The following is a 17684-nucleotide window of genomic DNA, read 5'->3' as shown; positions in this document are numbered from 1 at the left end:
AGAGGCAAATTATAATTGGGGCGATGTACTCAGACCTCCTCGCAAACCTTAATCCAGAACAACGCGAGGCAGTGACCCTCCCGCCCGTCAATCAACATGGTCAGGCTCAGTCCGCCCTGATCTTGGCTGGCGCCGGTAGCGGCAAGACCCGCGTCCTCACGACCCGTATAGCTTGGTTGATCCAAACAGGCCAGGTTTCGCCTATTGGGGTCTTAGCGGTGACCTTCACCAATAAGGCTGCCAAGGAGATGATGTTGCGCTTAAGTGCCATGTTGCCCATTAATACCCGTGGTATGTGGATCGGCACTTTTCATGGACTTTGCAACCGTTTATTGCGCGCACACCACAAAGAGGCTGGTTTGCCCTCTACTTTTCAGATTTTGGACACGCAGGATCAGTTATCCGCCATTAAGCGTCTTTTAAAGGGTTTAAAGGTCGATGATGAGAAATACCCTCCGAAGCAGCTGCAATACTTCATTGCCCATGCCAAAGAGCGTGGCCAACGCGCTCGTGAGCTATCCGTAGGCGATGATTTCCAGGCCAAGATGGCCCAACTATACGAAGCCTACGATGAGCAGTGCCAGCGTGAAGGGGTGGTTGATTTTGCTGAACTCTTGCTACGCAGCTATGAATTGCTTAAACATAATGAAGCGATTCGGACCCATTACCAAGAGCGTTTCCGTCACATCTTGATTGATGAGTTTCAAGACACCAATGCCTTGCAGTACGCTTGGCTCAAATTGCTTTCTGGGCACGATGCTAGTCGTATCAATGTTAGTAGTGCTGGAAGCAGTGCGGTCTTTGCAGTAGGCGATGACGACCAAAGTATTTATGCTTTCCGTGGCGCAGACGTTGAGAATATGCGCCTTTATGAGCAGCAATATCACCCGATGATGGTCAAGCTTGAGCAGAACTATCGTTCGCATGGCCACATCTTGGATACTGCTAATTACCTGATTTCGAATAACACCGATCGGCTTGGTAAAAATCTGCGTACTGATGCAGGTCATGGTGAGCCAGTCCGCATCTTCGATGCGCCAAGCGATCATGCGGAAGCTGCTTGGCTTGTTGATGAGATCAAAGCTTTAGTAAACAGTGGTATCAAGCGTACTGAAATTGCTTTGCTCTACAGAAGCAATGCCCAGTCACGCATTATTGAGCATGCCCTATTTTCTGCAGCGATTCCCTATCGTGTTTATGGTGGATTGCGCTTCTTCGAGCGTGCAGAGATTAAGCATGCTTTAGCCTACTTACGCCTTCTAGAGAATCCAAACGACGATACTTCTTTCTCGCGAGTGGTCAATTTCCCAACGCGTGGTATCGGTGCCAGATCGATTGAGGCTGTACAAGATGCGGCTCGCGCGCAAAACAGTTCTTTGTATTTAGCGGCATCGACTTTGGATGGTAAAGCCGGCGCTTCCTTGGGCGGATTTGTGCGCTTAGTTGATCACATGCGTGAAGCGACTCGTCACAACACTTTGCCTGAGACAGTCGAGTTCGTGATTCAGAATAGCGGATTGATTCAGCACTATCTCTCTGAACGCGAAGGTCAAGATCGGGTAGAGAACTTACAAGAATTAATAAATGCAGCGACTGCATTTATTGCGGAAGAGGGTTATGGCCAAGATGCAACTGCCGCTACTCTGCCAGGTGAAAATGCACCGGGTATTGTGGAGGTTTCACCATTAGCAGCTTTTCTATCGCATGCCTCTTTAGAGGCGGGCGATAACCAGGCACAAGCAGGTCAAGATGCTGTTCAGTTGATGACGGTGCACTCTGCTAAAGGTTTGGAGTTCACCTCCGTATTTATTACCGGACTGGAAGAAGGTTTGTTTCCTCATGAGAATAGCGTTAATGAGCAGAATGGTTTGGAAGAGGAACGCCGCTTGATGTATGTGGCCATTACCCGCGCCAAGGAGCGCTTATATCTTTCTCACACCCAGTCCAGAATGTTGCATGGTCAAGTGCGTTACAACATGCCATCCCGCTTCTTGGAAGAGTTGCCATCAGATTCTTTGAAGTGGCTCACTCCGAAAGTCAAAGATGCCCGTTGGGGTGGAGGTAATAGTTACGGTAATGCCGGTCGATCAGGATCTACTTGGCAAGATGGCTATACCCGTCAGCGCGACTCCGAGACCAATGATTTCTTTGACTCTGGCAGCGATCGTCAGAGACCGGCCAAACAACTTGGGCGCGTTGGTTCTGCCTCCACTACCGTCACCAGAATGGCTGCGCCGCCACGAGGCAATTACCCATTTACGATTGGCCAAAATGTGTTTCATACGAAATTTGGAGAAGGCCGGGTTACGGGCTTAGAAGGCAATGATGCTGATGCCCGCGCCCAAGTGAACTTCAAACGTCATGGTGTGAAGTGGCTGCAACTCAGCATTGCCAAGCTTGCAGCAATAAACTAAAGGACTGTATTGCTAAGCAATGAGCTTTGCTGATTCTTGTTCAGCGAAGCACGCTTTCCAGGTTGCAAAGAAAGAGCAGTGCATGACCGTGAGACCAGCCATTGACAGTGGAGCAATGATGAATGAGGCGGCTTGACCTAAACCGAGCACATCCAAGATAGATCCAATGGTTAATGGGATGGCAATTAAGATCGCACCCCAAATGACGATATACATAAAGAATGCGCCACGATTTGACCAGCAAGCAATTGCACTTGAAAAGAGTGCTTGCGGAACAGACATCTCGGCCCAAGCTATGAGCACAGGTGAGAACCACATCAGCATGGCTACTGGTACGTAGAGCAAGCCACCAAAAAATAGAATCAGATAGATCTGACTAATTGCTTCTGGTGTCATCTGCTTATCACCAGTCATGAGCGGCAAAAGTAATTCAAAATCCACCAGCATACTTAAGCTAAAGCTGAGAGTCAGAATGAGGGCTGAATAAACCAAACCTAATTGCAGAATACGTTTACGAATCAACGGTGTTGACTGCAAGGCCACCAAATAGACCGACGGACGAATACGTTCTTTCTGAATCGCTTGTCGACAGGCTGTCATAAATCCAACTGATAAAGTTGGCGTGAGCAGCAGCACTGCAAAAACACCAATTACTGGAACGAGCACTGCTAGCTGGGCAACAAAAATATACATGAATACCAGCATCAAAAATCCCAGAGGATTTTGTTTAAATAACCAGATGCCTTGGCGTATCCAGGTATAGCCCTCTTTAGGGCTGACGGAGTTTAGTTTCATATCGCTTTGCGGCTTAAGAGAATATTTTCAAAATGACGGGGATCATGTGGGGTGAGCATTTGAGCGTCGCGCGGTAGGTGAAAATCCCATAGGCGAGAAATCCAAAAGCGCAGAGCTGCAGCGCGCACCATTAGCGGCCAGCTTGTCAGCTCTTCACTGGTTAGTGGGCGAACCGATTGATACGCATCCATCAGCGCTTTAAATCTTATAGGATCTAAATCTTGTTTATTTTCAGCAAGACACCAATCATTTGCAGTTACTGCTAAATCAAACAGCCACTTATCTGTACCGGCGAAATAAAAGTCAAAGAAACCCCCAAGTTGGTCCTGCGAGGCATCGCTCATACTCTGGGGATCAAAGAGCACGTTGTCTCTGAAGAGATCGCAATGACTCGCACCTTGGGGTAAGGATGCGTATGCCTCGGAGGCAAAGAATTGTTCTTGAGTAGCGAGTTCAGTAATGAGTAATTCTTTTTGAGTTTCACTCAGGTGTGACAAAACCTGCGGAACCGTTTTTTGCCACCAAGAAAGACTGCGAAGATTTTCTTGAGTGTGTTGAAAGTCTGAGCTGGCCAAGTGCATCTTTGCTAGATTCTCGCCAACTAAAGCACAATGGCTTGCTTCGGGCGCCAGCCGGGAGAGGCCTGGCAGTTTGCTGACAATCGCTGTTGGCTTATCTTTGAGCGTGAATAGAATTTCACCATGTTTATTCTCAAGTGGCTTAGGCACAGGAATGCCTTTATTGGCCAAGTGACGCATTAACTCTAAATAGTAAGGAAGTTGCGCTGCAGACAGTCTCTCAAAAATCGTCAGAACATATTCACGTTTCTCGCCATCTTTCTCGGTGTCGAGAAAGAAATTAGAATTTTCAATCCCACCATGAATGCCACGAATATCGATGGCGTGCCCGATATCAAAATCCGTTGAGATCCAATGGGAGATATCGTTTAGCTCAATGGGGGTGAAGACGGCCATGGCTAATTAAACGGTGATGTGCGGATGGGATGAGTCATCAAGCTTAAAAAGGAATGCTGATGCTTGGCACGCTGATGAGATCAGTTTCCTTCGGCACTCCAGGCATGACGGTAGCTGGTGGCGCCATTTCATAAGTGGTGTAGCGCGTCTTCACATCTACCTGAGTCGGTGAATTGGCATCTTTATATTCGGTAATTTCAGTGCCAGAGACCTCTTTATGCTGAAAGCTCGGTTTACGGCCTTGAGGGGCTTTTGTACCTTCAGATGCGCTTACAGCAGGTGCTAAGGGCTGATTATTAATGCGCTGCAGTTCTGATGGGCTCAATGCCTGGCTGTTGCTCTGAGCTTGCGCTGAGTGCAGGCCAAAAGGGGCAAAAGCCACCAAAAAGCTTGTTAGAACAAGGGTTTGGCTCACAGAAGAGTGGAGTAAGTTTGTAAGAGCGTGCATCGTTTTTCACCTTTTTTGGCCGTATTTCAGGAGTATTTGAACCTGATCTGTAAACAGTTAGCAACTAGATTGTACGATTGCGGTATGACTAAACATAGACTCTTGTTGGTAGACGGCTCTAGCTACCTCTACCGCGCCTTTCATGCCATGCCAGACCTTCGAAATGGGGCGGGTGATCCAACGGGGGCCATCTATGGGATGGTGAATATGATGCGCCGGGCACGGTCGGAACTTCAAGCCGACCACATTGCCTGTGTTTTCGATGCCAAAGGTAAGACTTTTCGGGACGAAATGTACTCGGAGTACAAGGCGCACCGGTCTCCCATGCCCGAAGACTTGGTGAAGCAGATTGAGCCGATTCATGCCATGGTCAAAGCCTTAGGCTGGCCTGTATTAATGGTTTCTGGAGTTGAGGCTGATGACGTGATTGGAACCTTAGCTTGCCAGGCCACTGAAGCCGGATGGGAAACCATTATTTCTACCGGCGACAAAGATTTAGCTCAACTGGTAAATGACTCCGTTACCTTGATCAATACGATGACCAATGAGAAGCTTGATATTCCGGGTGTGATCGAAAAATTTGGCGTACCTCCAGAGCGGATTGTGGACTACCTCTCCATCATTGGTGACACGGTAGATAACGTCCCTGGAGTTCCAAAGGCTGGTCCAAAAACTGCTAACAAATGGTTGGCTGAGTTTGGCGACTTAGATAATTTGATGGCGAATGCCGATCAAGTCAAAGGCGTTGTGGGGGAGAACTTGCGCAACAGCTTGCAGTGGCTTCTGCAGGCTCGACAGTTAATTACCGTCAAAACCGATTGCGATTTATCTTCTCATCTCCCCAGTTTGGATGATCTTCATGCGAAGCCAGAGGATGCGCCACTCTTACGCGAACTATTTGAGCGTTATGCATTTAAAACTTGGCTACGCGATGTGGAGAAGCAGCTCAGCGGGTCAGCTTCAGAAGTGAGTAGTGGTTTTGATTTGGCAGGAAGTCCAATCAAAGTTGTTCTGGAAGCCAAGGAAAAAACGGTAAGCAGTCCATTTGGACCAACCGCAACAGCAGCCACAACAGCGCTATCTCAAGAGACTACAGACTTGCAGAGCGCCATCGAAAAAAGTTATGAGTGTGTGGTCGATGAGATCGCGTTGGAGCGTTGGTTAAAAAAGATCGAGAGTGCTCAGCTAACAGCCGTAGATACTGAAACCACTGGCTTAGATGCCCTAGCTGCAGAGTTAGTGGGCATCTCCTTATGTGTGGCTCCTGGTGATGCTTGCTACATACCGGTAGCACATCTAAATGGAGAGGATCAACTAAGTCGTGAGTTGGTCTTAGCGAAACTACAACCTTGGCTCGAGAGCGCTGCGCATTACAAAGTAGGACAAAACTTAAAGTATGATGCGCACATTTTTGCAAACCATGGCGTGACTTTGCAAGGTATTCAGTTTGATACTTTGCTAGAGTCCTATGTGCTGGAATCGCATATGCCACACAATATGGACAGCTTGGCCGAGCGACACCTTGGCATGAAGACCATCCGCTATGAAGAAGTTTGCGGAAAGGGTGTTCATCAAATTGGCTTTGATCAAGTAGATTTGAAGATTGCGACCAATTATGCTGCTGAAGATGCTGACATTACTCTGCGCTTACATTTGGCCTTATGGCCGCAAATCCAAGCCAGCCCAGGACTATTGTATGTTTATGAAAATATTGAGATGCCAGCCATGCGCGTCTTGGGCATCATGGAGCGTAATGGTATTCGGATTGACTCAGCCTTACTATCGCAGCAAGGTCAGGAGGTTGGTAAGCGTCTTCTTGCCTTAGAGGGTGAGATTCATCAGCTTGCAGGTCAGCCATTCAATATTCAATCACCAAAGCAAATTGCAGAAATTCTATTTGGGCAACTAGCACTCCCGGTAATTAAGAAGACGCCATCAGGTGCACCATCCACGGATGAGGAGGTCTTGCAGAAACTGGCCGAAGATTACCCCTTGCCAGCACGTATTTTGGATTACCGCAGCCTCGCTAAGTTAATGTCAACCTATATTGAGAAGCTCCCACGGATGGCGGATCCCAAGACTGGGCGAGTGCACACCAATTTTTCTCAGGCAACAGCGGTAACGGGACGCTTAGCTTCTAGTGAGCCGAATTTACAAAATATTCCTGTGCGAACAGAAGAAGGTCGTCGTATTCGTGAGGCATTTATTCCGGCAGAAGGTTGCAAGCTCTTGTCGGCTGACTATTCGCAAATTGAATTACGCATCATGGCGCATATTGCTGAGGATGAGAATTTACTAGCTGCGTTTGCGGCTGGCAAGGACGTTCACCAGGCTACCGCCGCCGAGATTTTTAGTATGCCCTTGGAGGCTGTGACTTCAGAGCAGCGTCGCTATGCTAAGGTGATTAACTTTGGTTTGATCTACGGCATGAGTGCTTTTGGTCTAGCTGGCAATTTGGGGATTGAGCGCTCAGCCGCGCAAAACTATATTGCTAAATATTTCGATCGCTATCCCGGGGTTGCTCAATACATGGAGCGCACTCGCCTTGAAGCACGCGAGAATGGTTATGTGGAGACTGTTTTTGGGAGGCGCCTCTGGTTACCTGAGATCAAGGGCTCAAATGGTCCTCGTCGCCAAGGTGCCGAGCGTGCAGCGATTAATGCGCCAATGCAGGGAACAGCAGCCGACCTGATTAAATTAGCCATGATTGCCGTGGAAAACTGGCTAGAAAAAGAGCAATTAAAGACGCGGATGTTGCTCCAAGTCCATGATGAATTGGTATTTGACGTACCCTTGGATGAGTTGGAGCTGTTACAAGCGAAATTACCTGACTTGATGTGCAAAGTGGCTGATCTTAAGGTTCCTCTAGTAGTTGGTATTGGGATTGGCGATAATTGGGAAGAAGCGCATTAAGTAAGGTAATCAGGCAATCAATATGAAAAATACAGTAAAACAATGCTCGCAGACGGGATCGTCTGATAGAGGCGGTGTTATGGAGGATGCGAAGCAAATAGGTTTCGCACTTGCGCAAGATCGTTGGGAGAAGTGCACTTCCTATTTTCAGCAACACGGGGTAGCGTAATTTATATGTCAGTACTGCAAAGCATTTTGTTGGTAACAGCCTTAGCGGGAACGGCTAGTGTTCTTGTTGCTGCGAGTTTTTCATTGGCCTTATTGTCAAAGATGGTCCATGGCATGGTGAGCGTATCTGTCGGTATTTTGCTTGCAACTGCCTTTTTACATTCTTTGCCTGAGGCTTTTACGATGTCTGATGCAAGCCCTCAGTTGTTATTCGCTACCTTGCTTGCAGGCCTTCTTGGCTTCTTCCTGCTTGAGAAAATTGCGCTCTTACGTCACAGTCATCATCATGAGGGTGATGGACATGATCATCACCATGGCCATGATGCTGAGGTGGCTGGGCGAAGCGGCTGGATGATTTTGGTTGGCGATGGCTTGCATAATTTTGTAGATGGTATTTTGATCGCAGCCGCTTTCATGGTGGATTACCAAGTGGGGATCTTCACTGCCATTGCCATCATTGCCCACGAGATTCCGCAAGAGATTGGTGATTACATTGTCTTGCTCAATGCCGGCTTCTCTAGAGCACGGGCTTTGTTTTACAACTTTATTTGCGGCTTGTCTGCAGTACTTGGTGGCGTGCTAGCCTATTTCTTTTTGGAGAAAGCTCAGGGAGCAATGCCATACCTCTTGGTGATTGCATCTAGTAGTTTTATTTATATTGCAGTCAGCGATTTGATACCGCAAATGCACCGTCGCCCCCACTGGATTGAATCTTTACGTCAAACCTTGCTGATTGCTTGTGGTGTTGGCTTTGTCATCTTGCTATCGCTACTACATTAAAGTGCAACTGGTCTGCTAGGGTCGGAACACCATTCGCTCCAACTACCTGCATATACGCGTGAGCCTTTCAAACCCGCGATTTCCATAGCTAATAAGTTATGGCAAGCGGTCACTCCAGAGCCACATTGATGAATCACTTCTGAAGCCTTAGTTGATCCTAGGAGTTCAACAAAGTCCTTATAAAGTTGCTCTGGGGCTTTAAAAGTTCTTTTGGAAAGATTTTCTCTAAAGCAGTAATTGATGGCATCGGGAATATGTCCGCCAACGGGATCTAAAGTTTCATTCTGACCATGAAAGCGATCATTTGCGCGTGCATCGATCACGATATTTTTCTTGGTTTGTAAATTCTTCAAGACTTCATCCACTAAGACAAGGCCCACATAAGGCATCGGCTCTATCGGTGTATTTGTTGGGGTGGGTTGACTAGGCGTGGTGCCAATCGGACCATTCCAGGCATCGAGTCCACCATCCAGAACCTGCACATTGACATGTCCAGTTGCCTTGAGCATCCACCATAAACGACTGGCGTAAACCGAGCCTTGGTTGTCATATGCCACTACGAGTGTTGTCGGGCTCATTCCCAAGCGCGCTTTGGTGTTTGCCCAAGCCTCTGGAGTAGGGAGTGGATGGCGACCATTTTGACCAGTTGTCTCACCGGATAAATCGGTATCTAAGTTCACATAAATAGCACCTGGAAGATGACCCTCCTCATAAGCTGTGATTCCCGCTAGAGGATCCACTAGGTCAAAACGGCAATCGCACAGAAGTACGTTCTCGCCACTATTGATGATTTCTTCTAGCTGATTTGCAGTAATGAGAGGAGTCATGAGGGCTTCCAGTGATTGGCGAATTAGATGCTACTTGATTATGCGCCTTGATAGTTCATAGCGCGACGATACCATTCATGAAAATGCTGCATGCCATCTTCCATGGGGCTTTGATAGGGGCCTACCTCATTTACACCGCGAGCAAGTAGCGCTGCGCGCCCAGCATCCATGCGCTCGGCGATTTCATCATCTTCGAGGCAGGTTTCCCGGTAGGCCGCACTTTCAGCCTCGACAAATTCCCGTTCAAAGAGGGCAATTTCTTCAGGGTAGTAGAACTCCACAATATTGCGCGTCTTATTGGGGCCAAGCGGGTGCAAAGTAGAAACGCATAAAACGCCTGGATACCATTCGACCATCACATTGGGGTAGTAGGTCAGCCAGATGGCGCCGTGGCGCGGCGTTTTGCCTTTGTGGTGGCGTAGAACAGCCTCATGCCACTTTTGGTAAACCGGTGATCCAGGCTTCTCTAAGTCTTTATGAATACCCACAGTTTGTACGCTATGCCAGTCACCGAATTCCCAGCGCAGGTCTTCACAAGAGACAAACTTGCCTAGCCCCGGATGAAATGGCACCACGTGATAGTCCTCGAGATAGACCTCGATAAAAGTCTTCCAGTTGTAATTGCATTCATGGACCTCAACGTGATCCAGTACGTAACCTTCAAAATTGAGGTCGTCAGCCACGCCAAGTTTGGCTAAGTCAGTACGGACATCGCGAGGACCTTCAAATAAGAGGCCTTGCCAGTTTTGCAATGGCGATTTGCCTAGATGAAGACAGGGCTTATCTTCAAAATGGGGTGCGCCTAATAATTCACCGTGTAAATCGTACGTCCAGCGGTGTAGTGGACAAACAATGTTATTTGCCTTTCCAGAGCCATTCAGCATTAGTGCTTGGCGGTGACGACAGACATTGGAGATAAGTTCAATGCCTTGGTCATTGCGAACCAGTAGTCGACCTTCATTTTCAGAGCTTAAGGTTTGGTAGGAGCCTATTTCAGGCACCATGAGTTCGTGGCCTACATAGCCAGGGCCCTGCTTAAAAAGCAGTTCGATTTCGCGTTGATAGAGCTCAACGTCAAAATAGGCCGAAACCGGCAGTTGTAAGTTGGACGGCGCAAGCTGCTGCGCGGTAGCCAGATTAGTCATTCTCCCCACCCCCGAAAACGTCAGCCGAAGCTAAGCGGAATAACCAATCCAACCATCGACGGATCGATATTGGAAAGGAAGGAGGGGATTATACCCATCTGAACCCCGTCTCGCTTTAATATGTAGGGCTATATCTGTTTGAAATTTGAAGGAAATAAGTCAATGCCAGCTAAGAAATCTGAGGGTCAGAAACCCGGTCTTGAGACTCAAATCGACCCTGAATTGCGTTACGAGCAGGCGGTAAGGGAGTTGGAGGCACTAATTTCTGACATGGAATCTGGCAAATTCTCCTTAGAAGAGACCCTTTTGGCCTACCAGCGTGGTGCAGCGCTCTTGAAGCATTGTCAAGGCATGCTGGCTCAAGTTGAGCAGCAAGTCCGCGTATTCGAAGCGTAAGCTAGACTGAACATCTAGTTTGATGAATAGCCAGCCTTCCTTCCAAGATTGGGTTCGCACTCATGGGCAGCGAACTGAATTGGCTTTAGAGCATTTACTTGATGCTGCCAATACCAATCCTGCGCGTTTACATGAGGCAATGCGCTATGCCGCTCAAGGTGGCGGTAAACGAATCCGCCCGCTATTGGTTTATGCCGCAGGTGAGTTGGGTGTTGATTCTGATGAGCAAGTGAGCGCTGCCTTAGATGCTGCCGCTGTTGCAATCGAATGCATTCACGCTTACTCCTTAGTGCACGATGACTTGCCCTGTATGGATGATGATGACTTGCGCCGTGGGAGACCTACGGTTCACAAAGCATTTGATGAGGCTACTGCTTTGCTAGTGGGGGATGCCTTACAGACCCGCGCCTTTGAGGTTTTGGCAAATGCACAGTGTGATTCGGATATTCGTTTAGCCATGATTAGTGCATTAGCTAGTGCATCAGGCTCTCGCGGTATGGCTGGTGGCCAGGCAATCGACCTAGAGAGTGTTGGTAAGAAGTTGGATCTTGTAGGCTTAAAGCAGATGCATGCGATGAAGACGGGCGCATTACTATCTTGTTCGGTCCAGTTAGGCGGTATCGTTGCCAGACTGCATCCGAGTGAAATGCAGCATCTCCAAAATTACTCTGAAGCTTTGGGGTTAGCCTTTCAAATTGTGGATGACGTTCTTGATGCGACCGCGGATAGTCAGACGCTAGGCAAAACTGCAGGAAAAGACGCTGCGAACGACAAGCCAACCTATGTGACCTTGATGGGTTTAGACTATGCCAACAAAGCAGCAAAAGATTTACAAGAAAGTGCAATTGCTAGCTTAGAGAGTTTTGGCGCTAAAGCCCAGGCTCTAAAAGATTTAGCCCTGTTAGTGGTTAATAGGGGCAAATAAGATTACTGAAGATTTGATGACTTTAAATTTGATTCACTCTCCTGCAGACTTAAAAAAACTCCCTCGTGAGCAGTTACCAGCGCTTGCCGATGAATTGCGTCAGTTTGTGCTCGACTCCGTCTCCAAAACTGGCGGTCACCTTTCCTCTAATTTGGGCACAGTCGAGCTATCGATTGCTCTGCACTATGTCTTTGATACGCCACATGATCGGATTGTGTGGGATGTGGGGCATCAAAGTTATCCGCACAAAATTTTGACTGGCCGGCGTGATCGCATGAATACCTTGCGTCAGTTCGACGGCTTGTCTGGTTTTCCGCGGCGATCTGAAAGTGAATACGATGCCTTTGGTACTGGTCATTCTTCGACCAGTATTTCTGCGGCGATGGGAATGGCACGGGCCTTCCAGACCAAGGGTGAAAAACAAGTAGCGGTTGCAGTGATTGGCGATAGCGCCATGACTGGTGGTATGGCATTTGAGGCGATGAACAATGCTGGTGTTTATGATGATTTGCCATTGGTAGTCATACTCAATGACAACGATATGTCGATCTCGCCAGCGGTCGGTGCGCTCAATCGCCATTTGGCAAGATTGCTTAGCGGCAATATTTACTCTGCTACAAAAAAGGGTATTGATAGTGTTTTATCGATTGCCCCACCTTTACGTGAGTTTGCGAAACGCCTAGAAGATCATGCTAAAGGTATGGTCTCGCCCTCAACGATTTTTCAAGAGTTTGGTTTCAATTATTTTGGCCCGATTGACGGTCATGATTTGGATGCCTTGATTCCGATGTTGCAAAACGTCCGTCGTTTAGCGCTTGAGGGTCGAGGTCCGCAGTTCTTGCATGTAGTGACTCGCAAAGGACAGGGCTATGAGTTGGCAGAAGCTGACCCAGTGTTGTATCACGGTCCGAGTAAGTTCAATCCGCAAGAGGGTGTCAAGAAGTCCACCACTCCTACTCAGAAAACTTTTACACAAGTATTTGGTGAGTGGTTATGTGATATGGCGCACGCCGATCCATTATTGATTGGCATTACTCCCGCAATGCGAGAAGGCTCTGGTCTGGTTGAGTTTGAAAAGAATTTTCCGAAGCGTTATTACGATGTCGGTATTGCTGAGCAACACGCAGTCACTTTTGCTGCGGGCATGGCATGCGAGGGTATGAAGCCAGTCGTGGCAATTTATTCCACCTTCTTGCAGCGTGCTTACGATCAACTCATTCATGATGTGGCTATTCAAGATCTGCCGGTATTGTTTGCTTTGGACCGCGCTGGTTTAGTTGGTGCTGATGGCGCTACCCATGCGGGCGCGTATGACATTCCATTCTTGCGCTGTATTCCGAATATGTTGGTCTTGACGCCTGCTGACGAAGCAGAGTGTCGCGATTTACTCACGACGGCATTTCATCAGCCGCACCCAAGCGCAGTGCGTTATCCACGTGGCGCGGGTGTTGGCACTATTCCATCGACAGACTTACGCTCCGTTCCGCTAGGTAAGGGGGAGTTGCGTCGGCAATCGAATGCACCAGCTGGTCAGCGCGTCGCCATCTTGGCTTTTGGAACATTGTTGTATCCCGCTCTTGAAGTTGCGGAGCAGATCGATGCCTCAGTTGCCAACATGCGTTTCGTAAAGCCTTTAGATATTGAGCTCCTCAAATCCGTGGCACAAGATCATGATTATTTTGTGACAATTGAAGATGGCGTCATTCAGGGTGGCGCTGGTAGCGCCTGCTTAGAGGCCCTCTCTGCAATGGGTATCAATAAGCCCTTATTGCAACTAGGTCTCCCAGATGCGTTTGTGGAGCATGGCGATTACAAGTTCTTAATGAGCAAGTGTGGCCTTGATCCTGCAGGGATTGCTAGGGCAATTACCCTACGCTTCCCAGAGGTAAAACTCGCTTAAACCAGGTTATTACTTGCTAAATCCCAACGGGGTTTGATGTCAAAAGCGCCCGATGTTGTCGAGCCATTATTTTCTGCCAGCATCCGTAGCGCTCCCGCAAAAGCAATCATGACGCCGTTATCAGTACAGAGGTCTATTGGCGGATAGTGCACATCAAATCGATTCTTTTTGGCGCTGGTATTTAAAGCCGCTCGTAATTGCAAATTGGCGCCTACACCACCAGCTAGTACCAAATGTTTGCAGCCTGTTTGCTTCAGTGCTTTTTCGGATTTACTGACCAACACGGCCACTAAGGAATCTACAAAGCTTCTGGCTAGATCTGCTTGAAATGTCGCAATTTCTTGCGCATCAGAAATTCCCAGCATCTCAAACTTTTTTACTTGGTTTAAGACAGCTGTTTTGAGTCCAGAGAAGGAGAAATCCAAATCCCCTGAGTGCAACATCGGTTTGGGTAGATCAAATCGTCCAGGCTGCCCTGTTTCTGCTAATTTGGAGATTGCGGCGCCACCGGGGTAGTCCAAGCCGAGTAATTTAGCTGTTTTATCAAAAGCTTCGCCAGCGGCATCATCCAGGGTTTCGCCTAAAAGTTGGTATTTGCCGACCCCGCTCACTAGCATTAACTGAGTATGGCCGCCGGAAACCAGGAGAGCAATAAAGGGAAACTCCGGTACCGAGGTCCCCAGTAGCGGAGAAAGTAGATGCCCTTCTAGGTGATGCACTCCAATAGAGGGCAAATTGAGGCCTTGAGCAAGGGATTTGGCAAAGGCGCTCCCCACGAGTAAGGCGCCAGCTAGTCCAGGGCCCTGGGTATAGGCGACAGCATCAACATCCTTTAGCTGGAGTCTGGCCTCATGCAAAGCATCATCGAGGAGGGGTAAAACACGTCGTATATGGTCTCTAGACGCCAACTCAGGGACTACACCCCCGTAATCCCGATGCATGGCGATTTGGGAGTGAAGGGCCTGCCCCAAGATGCCTTGATGGGCTGGGGCGTGTTTTTCCCAGGGGCTTGTGTCATATAAAGCCACGCCGGTTTCGTCACAAGAAGTTTCTATGCCTAAAACAATCATTTTTTTGCTTGGTCGTGCTAGAATCGCATTTCAGTTAATTTATCGATATTTTTCGAGCATATACGAGTTAAACAAGTATGACTACAGTCCGCCTACGTGAGAACGAACCTTTTGAAGTGGCATTGCGCCGTTTCAAGCGCACCATTGAAAAAAATGGCCTATTGACCGACTTGCGTGCCCGCGAGTTTTACGAGAAGCCAACGGCTGAGCGTAAGCGCAAGAAGGCAGCTGCTGCTAAACGCCATTACAAGCGTATTCGCAGCCAGATGTTGCCTAAAAAGCTGTACTAATCGAATTTAAAAGCTCTCCTCACCGAGAGGCTTTGAAACCCGCTGACGGTGAAACGCAGCGGGTTTTTGCTTTTTAAGTAGTTCACAAAAAGCCAATACACTAAAGACTGAATTAGCATTAAACCTCTATTAGGAGTCAATTCCATGAGCCTTAAAGATCAAATCACTGAAGATATGAAAAACGCCATGCGCGCTAAAGCAGTAGCGCGCTTAGGAACGATTCGTCTTTTGCTAGCTGCAATTAAGCAGCGTGAGGTGGATGAGCGCATTGAAATGGATGACGCATCTGTGATTGCGACAGTTGAAAAAATGATCAAGCAACGCAAAGATTCTATTTCCCAGTTTGAGAAAGCCAATCGCGATGATTTGGTCGCAATTGAGGCCGCTGAAATGGTCATATTGCAAGATTACTTACCAGCCCAATTATCGGATGCTGAGGTGGTAGCAGCTGTTGCTGCAGCGGTAGCGTCCACTGGCGCTGCCGGTCCACAAGACATGGGTAAGGTGATTGGCGTGCTCAAGAGTCAGTTGGCTGGTAAGGCAGATATGGGCAAAGTTTCTGGTTTGGTCAAAGCTGCCCTTGCTCAGTAAGCTGCCAAATAAACACTTAAAACAATAAGCTCAGCTTGATCCATTACTAGTGGCTCTCATCCCCCAATCCTTCATTGCCGATTTATTAAATCGGGTTGACATCGTTGATGTGGTTGGACAGCATGTGAAGTTAAAAAAAGCGGGCGCGAACTTTCAAGGTTTGTGCCCCTTTCATTCAGAAAAATCCCCCTCATTTTCAGTTTCTCCGACTAAGCAGTTCTATCACTGCTTTGGTTGCGGCGCTCACGGCTCTGCAATTAGCTTTTTGATGGAGTACTCTGGCCTTGGTTATGTAGATGCGATTGAAGACTTAGCGCGTTCTGCAGGTTTAGATGTGCCGCGAGAAGAGCGTACTGCTAATGATGTGCTGCGCCAACAGCAAACAATGGCTTTAAGTGAAGTCATGAGTGCAGCAGCAGACTGGTATCGCCAGCAACTTAAAGTAGCCCCCCGTGCAGTCGAGTATCTCAAGGGGCGTGGCTTGACTGGTGAGATCGCTAAACGATATGCTTTGGGATATTCGCCCGATGGTTGGCAAGGTCTTGAAGCAGTCTTTGGCACCTACACTAATGATGAAGTTGCGAAAACTTTATTGGAGGGCGGCTTACTCATTCAAAGTGAGCAGACCGAAACTAACCAAACTGCAAGACGCTACGATCGCTTTCGTGATCGCATCATGTTTCCGATTCGTAATCCGAAAGGTCAGACTATCGGCTTTGGTGGCCGCATCCTGGATCAAGGTGAACCCAAGTATTTAAATTCTCCCGAAACTCCATTGTTTTCCAAAGGCAATACGCTCTACGGATTATTTGAGGCGAGACAAGCCATTCGCTCTCAAGAGTATGTGCTTGTCTGTGAAGGTTATATGGATGTGGTGGCACTCGCACAATTGGGATTCCCGAATGCAGTGGCGACCTTAGGTACTGCCTGTACTGCAAATCATGTGCGTATGTTGTTACGCCAAACCGATCGTATTGTGTTTTCATTTGATGGCGATGCTGCGGGCCAGCGGGCTGCGCAACGCGCATTAGAGGCTTGCCTACCCCTAATGTCAGATGACAAAGAAATTCGTTTCCTGTTCCTGCCCACCGAGCATGATCCCGACAGCTATGTGCGTGCTTATGGTGCGCCTGCTTTTGAAAAAGTGATTAAAGAGGCGATGTCGATCTCCAGCTTCTTCTTTAAGATCGCTAGCCAAGACCATGAGCTCACGACTCCTGAGGGTAGAGCGCAAACACATCATGCTGCTAAGCCTTTATTACTATCGATGCCGCCGATTGCTTTGCGTACACAAATTTTGCGTGAGCTGGCGATTCGCACAAACTCAACTCCAGCAGAGTTGGAATCTTTCTGCGGATTGACTATTGCCCCGACTCCAGTGCAGCAAGGTTCCTACTCCAGCACAAATCAGCGTGCACCCAATTTCAATCAAGGTAATAGCAGCAACAGAACGCAGGGCGCACCTTGGCAGGCATCTAAGGGCACAGCGAAGAGAGTGGCAACGCAAAATTTGGCACCGCCTCAAGCCCCAACGGATTTAGCAGAGCAGATGCTGCGCGTCTTAATTCAGTTTCCGCATTTAGGAAAAGCATTGGATGCTAACCAGAGAGCGCTTGCGCTGCAAGCTTCTGAGCTGCGATCTGCAAAAGCATTAGACCTAATGAAAGATTTATTAGCTCAGTGCGATTTAGTTGAACTAATTCCAGGTGAGAACGGTAAGCCACCAACAGTTGGCGCGGGGGCTTTTGCTTTGTTTCAAGAGCAACTGTCCCGCAGTGAGCTAGCCCCGCTGTATGAGGTGCTCAGAAAACGGGTGATGGGCTCCGATTTGGAGATCGAAGGGGCAATCGCAGATTTAGATGGTGCCTTCAAGAAGCTCGAGTTGACTCACCTGAAAACCGAGATGACAGAGATTGCTCAAAAGATCGCTGGCAGCACAGCAACCGAGCAAGATCGGGCCCGCTATCGTGAATTGGGCGAAAGACTGAAGTTCTCATAAGAATTTTCTGATTTCGCTCTAGAAAAACCCGAAATTTACCCCATCTTCT

The 17684-nt window shown here is 48.2% G+C and carries 15 protein-coding genes; 9 read left to right on the top strand and 6 right to left on the bottom strand.

Going from position 1 to position 17684, the window contains the following annotated elements:
• Positions 1-23: 23 nt before the first annotated feature.
• Entirely contained in the window at positions 24-2414 is a 2391-nt protein-coding gene (locus DN92_RS08885; RefSeq protein ID WP_173960898.1) for a UvrD-helicase domain-containing protein, read from the top strand.
• Between the two features lie 12 nt (positions 2415-2426).
• Here DN92_RS08885 and DN92_RS08880 read toward each other — a convergent pair whose 3' ends face one another.
• Genes DN92_RS08880 through DN92_RS08870 form a run of 3 tightly spaced genes read right to left on the bottom strand, consistent with a single transcriptional unit; the run spans position 2427 to position 4598 of the window.
• Entirely contained in the window at positions 2427-3209 is a 783-nt protein-coding gene (locus DN92_RS08880) for a BPSS1780 family membrane protein (protein ID WP_173960897.1), read from the bottom strand.
• On the bottom strand, positions 3206-4183 hold the full coding sequence (locus DN92_RS08875; RefSeq protein ID WP_173960896.1) for a homoserine kinase: 978 nt from the start codon (positions 4181-4183) through the stop codon (positions 3206-3208). The genes DN92_RS08880 and DN92_RS08875 overlap by 4 nt, the downstream gene beginning before the upstream one ends.
• 43 nt (positions 4184-4226) lie before the next feature.
• On the bottom strand, positions 4227-4598 hold the full coding sequence (locus DN92_RS08870; protein WP_254598286.1) for a hypothetical protein: 372 nt from the start codon (positions 4596-4598) through the stop codon (positions 4227-4229).
• Between the two features lie 117 nt (positions 4599-4715).
• On the opposite strand from DN92_RS08870, the gene polA reads away from it, so the two are divergent.
• Both polA and DN92_RS08860 read left to right on the top strand, forming a co-directional pair.
• Positions 4716-7544 (top strand): DNA polymerase I, encoded by a 2829-nt coding sequence (gene polA, locus DN92_RS08865; RefSeq protein WP_173960894.1) that lies wholly within the window; start codon positions 4716-4718, stop codon positions 7542-7544.
• Positions 7545-7718: 174 nt separating this feature from the next.
• Positions 7719-8492, top strand: a complete 774-nt coding sequence (locus DN92_RS08860; RefSeq protein ID WP_173960893.1) for a ZIP family metal transporter — start codon at positions 7719-7721, stop codon at positions 8490-8492.
• Here the strand turns inward: DN92_RS08860 and DN92_RS08855 are convergent.
• The gene (locus tag DN92_RS08855) at positions 8489-9319 is read right to left on the bottom strand and encodes a sulfurtransferase (RefSeq protein WP_173960892.1); all 831 of its coding nucleotides are present in this window, start codon (positions 9317-9319) and stop codon (positions 8489-8491) included. The genes DN92_RS08860 and DN92_RS08855 overlap by 4 nt on opposite strands.
• Before the next feature lie 38 nt (positions 9320-9357).
• Complete coding sequence (locus DN92_RS08850) at positions 9358-10464, bottom strand: aromatic ring-hydroxylating oxygenase subunit alpha (RefSeq protein WP_173960891.1); 1107 nt, start codon at positions 10462-10464, stop codon at positions 9358-9360.
• Between the two features lie 162 nt (positions 10465-10626).
• Here DN92_RS08850 and xseB point away from each other — a divergent pair, with 162 nt between their 5' ends.
• From xseB to dxs, 3 genes are read left to right on the top strand one after another with little or no spacing between them, the layout of a single operon-like run.
• A complete protein-coding gene (gene xseB / locus DN92_RS08845) occupies positions 10627-10860 on the top strand; it encodes an exodeoxyribonuclease VII small subunit (protein ID WP_173960890.1) in 234 nt (77 codons plus the stop codon).
• A gap of 22 nt (positions 10861-10882) precedes the next feature.
• Positions 10883-11785, top strand: coding sequence for a polyprenyl synthetase family protein (locus tag DN92_RS08840; RefSeq protein WP_173960889.1), 903 nt, complete (start codon positions 10883-10885; stop codon positions 11783-11785).
• A gap of 16 nt (positions 11786-11801) precedes the next feature.
• Positions 11802-13685: a 1-deoxy-D-xylulose-5-phosphate synthase gene (gene dxs / locus DN92_RS08835; protein ID WP_173960888.1), complete on the top strand. Its 1884-nt coding sequence runs from the start codon at positions 11802-11804 to the stop codon at positions 13683-13685.
• Here the strand turns inward: dxs and tsaD are convergent.
• A complete protein-coding gene (gene tsaD / locus DN92_RS08830) occupies positions 13682-14755 on the bottom strand; it encodes a tRNA (adenosine(37)-N6)-threonylcarbamoyltransferase complex transferase subunit TsaD (protein ID WP_173960887.1) in 1074 nt (357 codons plus the stop codon). The genes dxs and tsaD overlap by 4 nt on opposite strands.
• A gap of 77 nt (positions 14756-14832) precedes the next feature.
• Between tsaD and rpsU the strand changes: the two genes are divergently transcribed.
• The 3 genes from rpsU (at position 14833) to dnaG (ending at position 17635) form a co-directional block, all read left to right on the top strand.
• Positions 14833-15045: a 30S ribosomal protein S21 gene (rpsU, locus tag DN92_RS08825; RefSeq protein ID WP_011903537.1), complete on the top strand. Its 213-nt coding sequence runs from the start codon at positions 14833-14835 to the stop codon at positions 15043-15045.
• Positions 15046-15189: 144 nt separating this feature from the next.
• Positions 15190-15636, top strand: a complete 447-nt coding sequence (locus tag DN92_RS08820; protein ID WP_173960886.1) for a GatB/YqeY domain-containing protein — start codon at positions 15190-15192, stop codon at positions 15634-15636.
• A gap of 49 nt (positions 15637-15685) precedes the next feature.
• Positions 15686-17635, top strand: coding sequence for a DNA primase (gene dnaG, locus DN92_RS08815; protein ID WP_173960885.1), 1950 nt, complete (start codon positions 15686-15688; stop codon positions 17633-17635).
• Positions 17636-17684 lie beyond the last annotated feature (49 nt).

Source organism: Polynucleobacter arcticus, from assembly GCF_013307205.1.
Classification (GTDB): domain Bacteria; phylum Pseudomonadota; class Gammaproteobacteria; order Burkholderiales; family Burkholderiaceae; genus Polynucleobacter; species Polynucleobacter arcticus.
The sequence above is the reverse complement of the archived record's forward strand: the minus strand, read 5'-3'. Positions and strand labels throughout refer to the sequence as shown.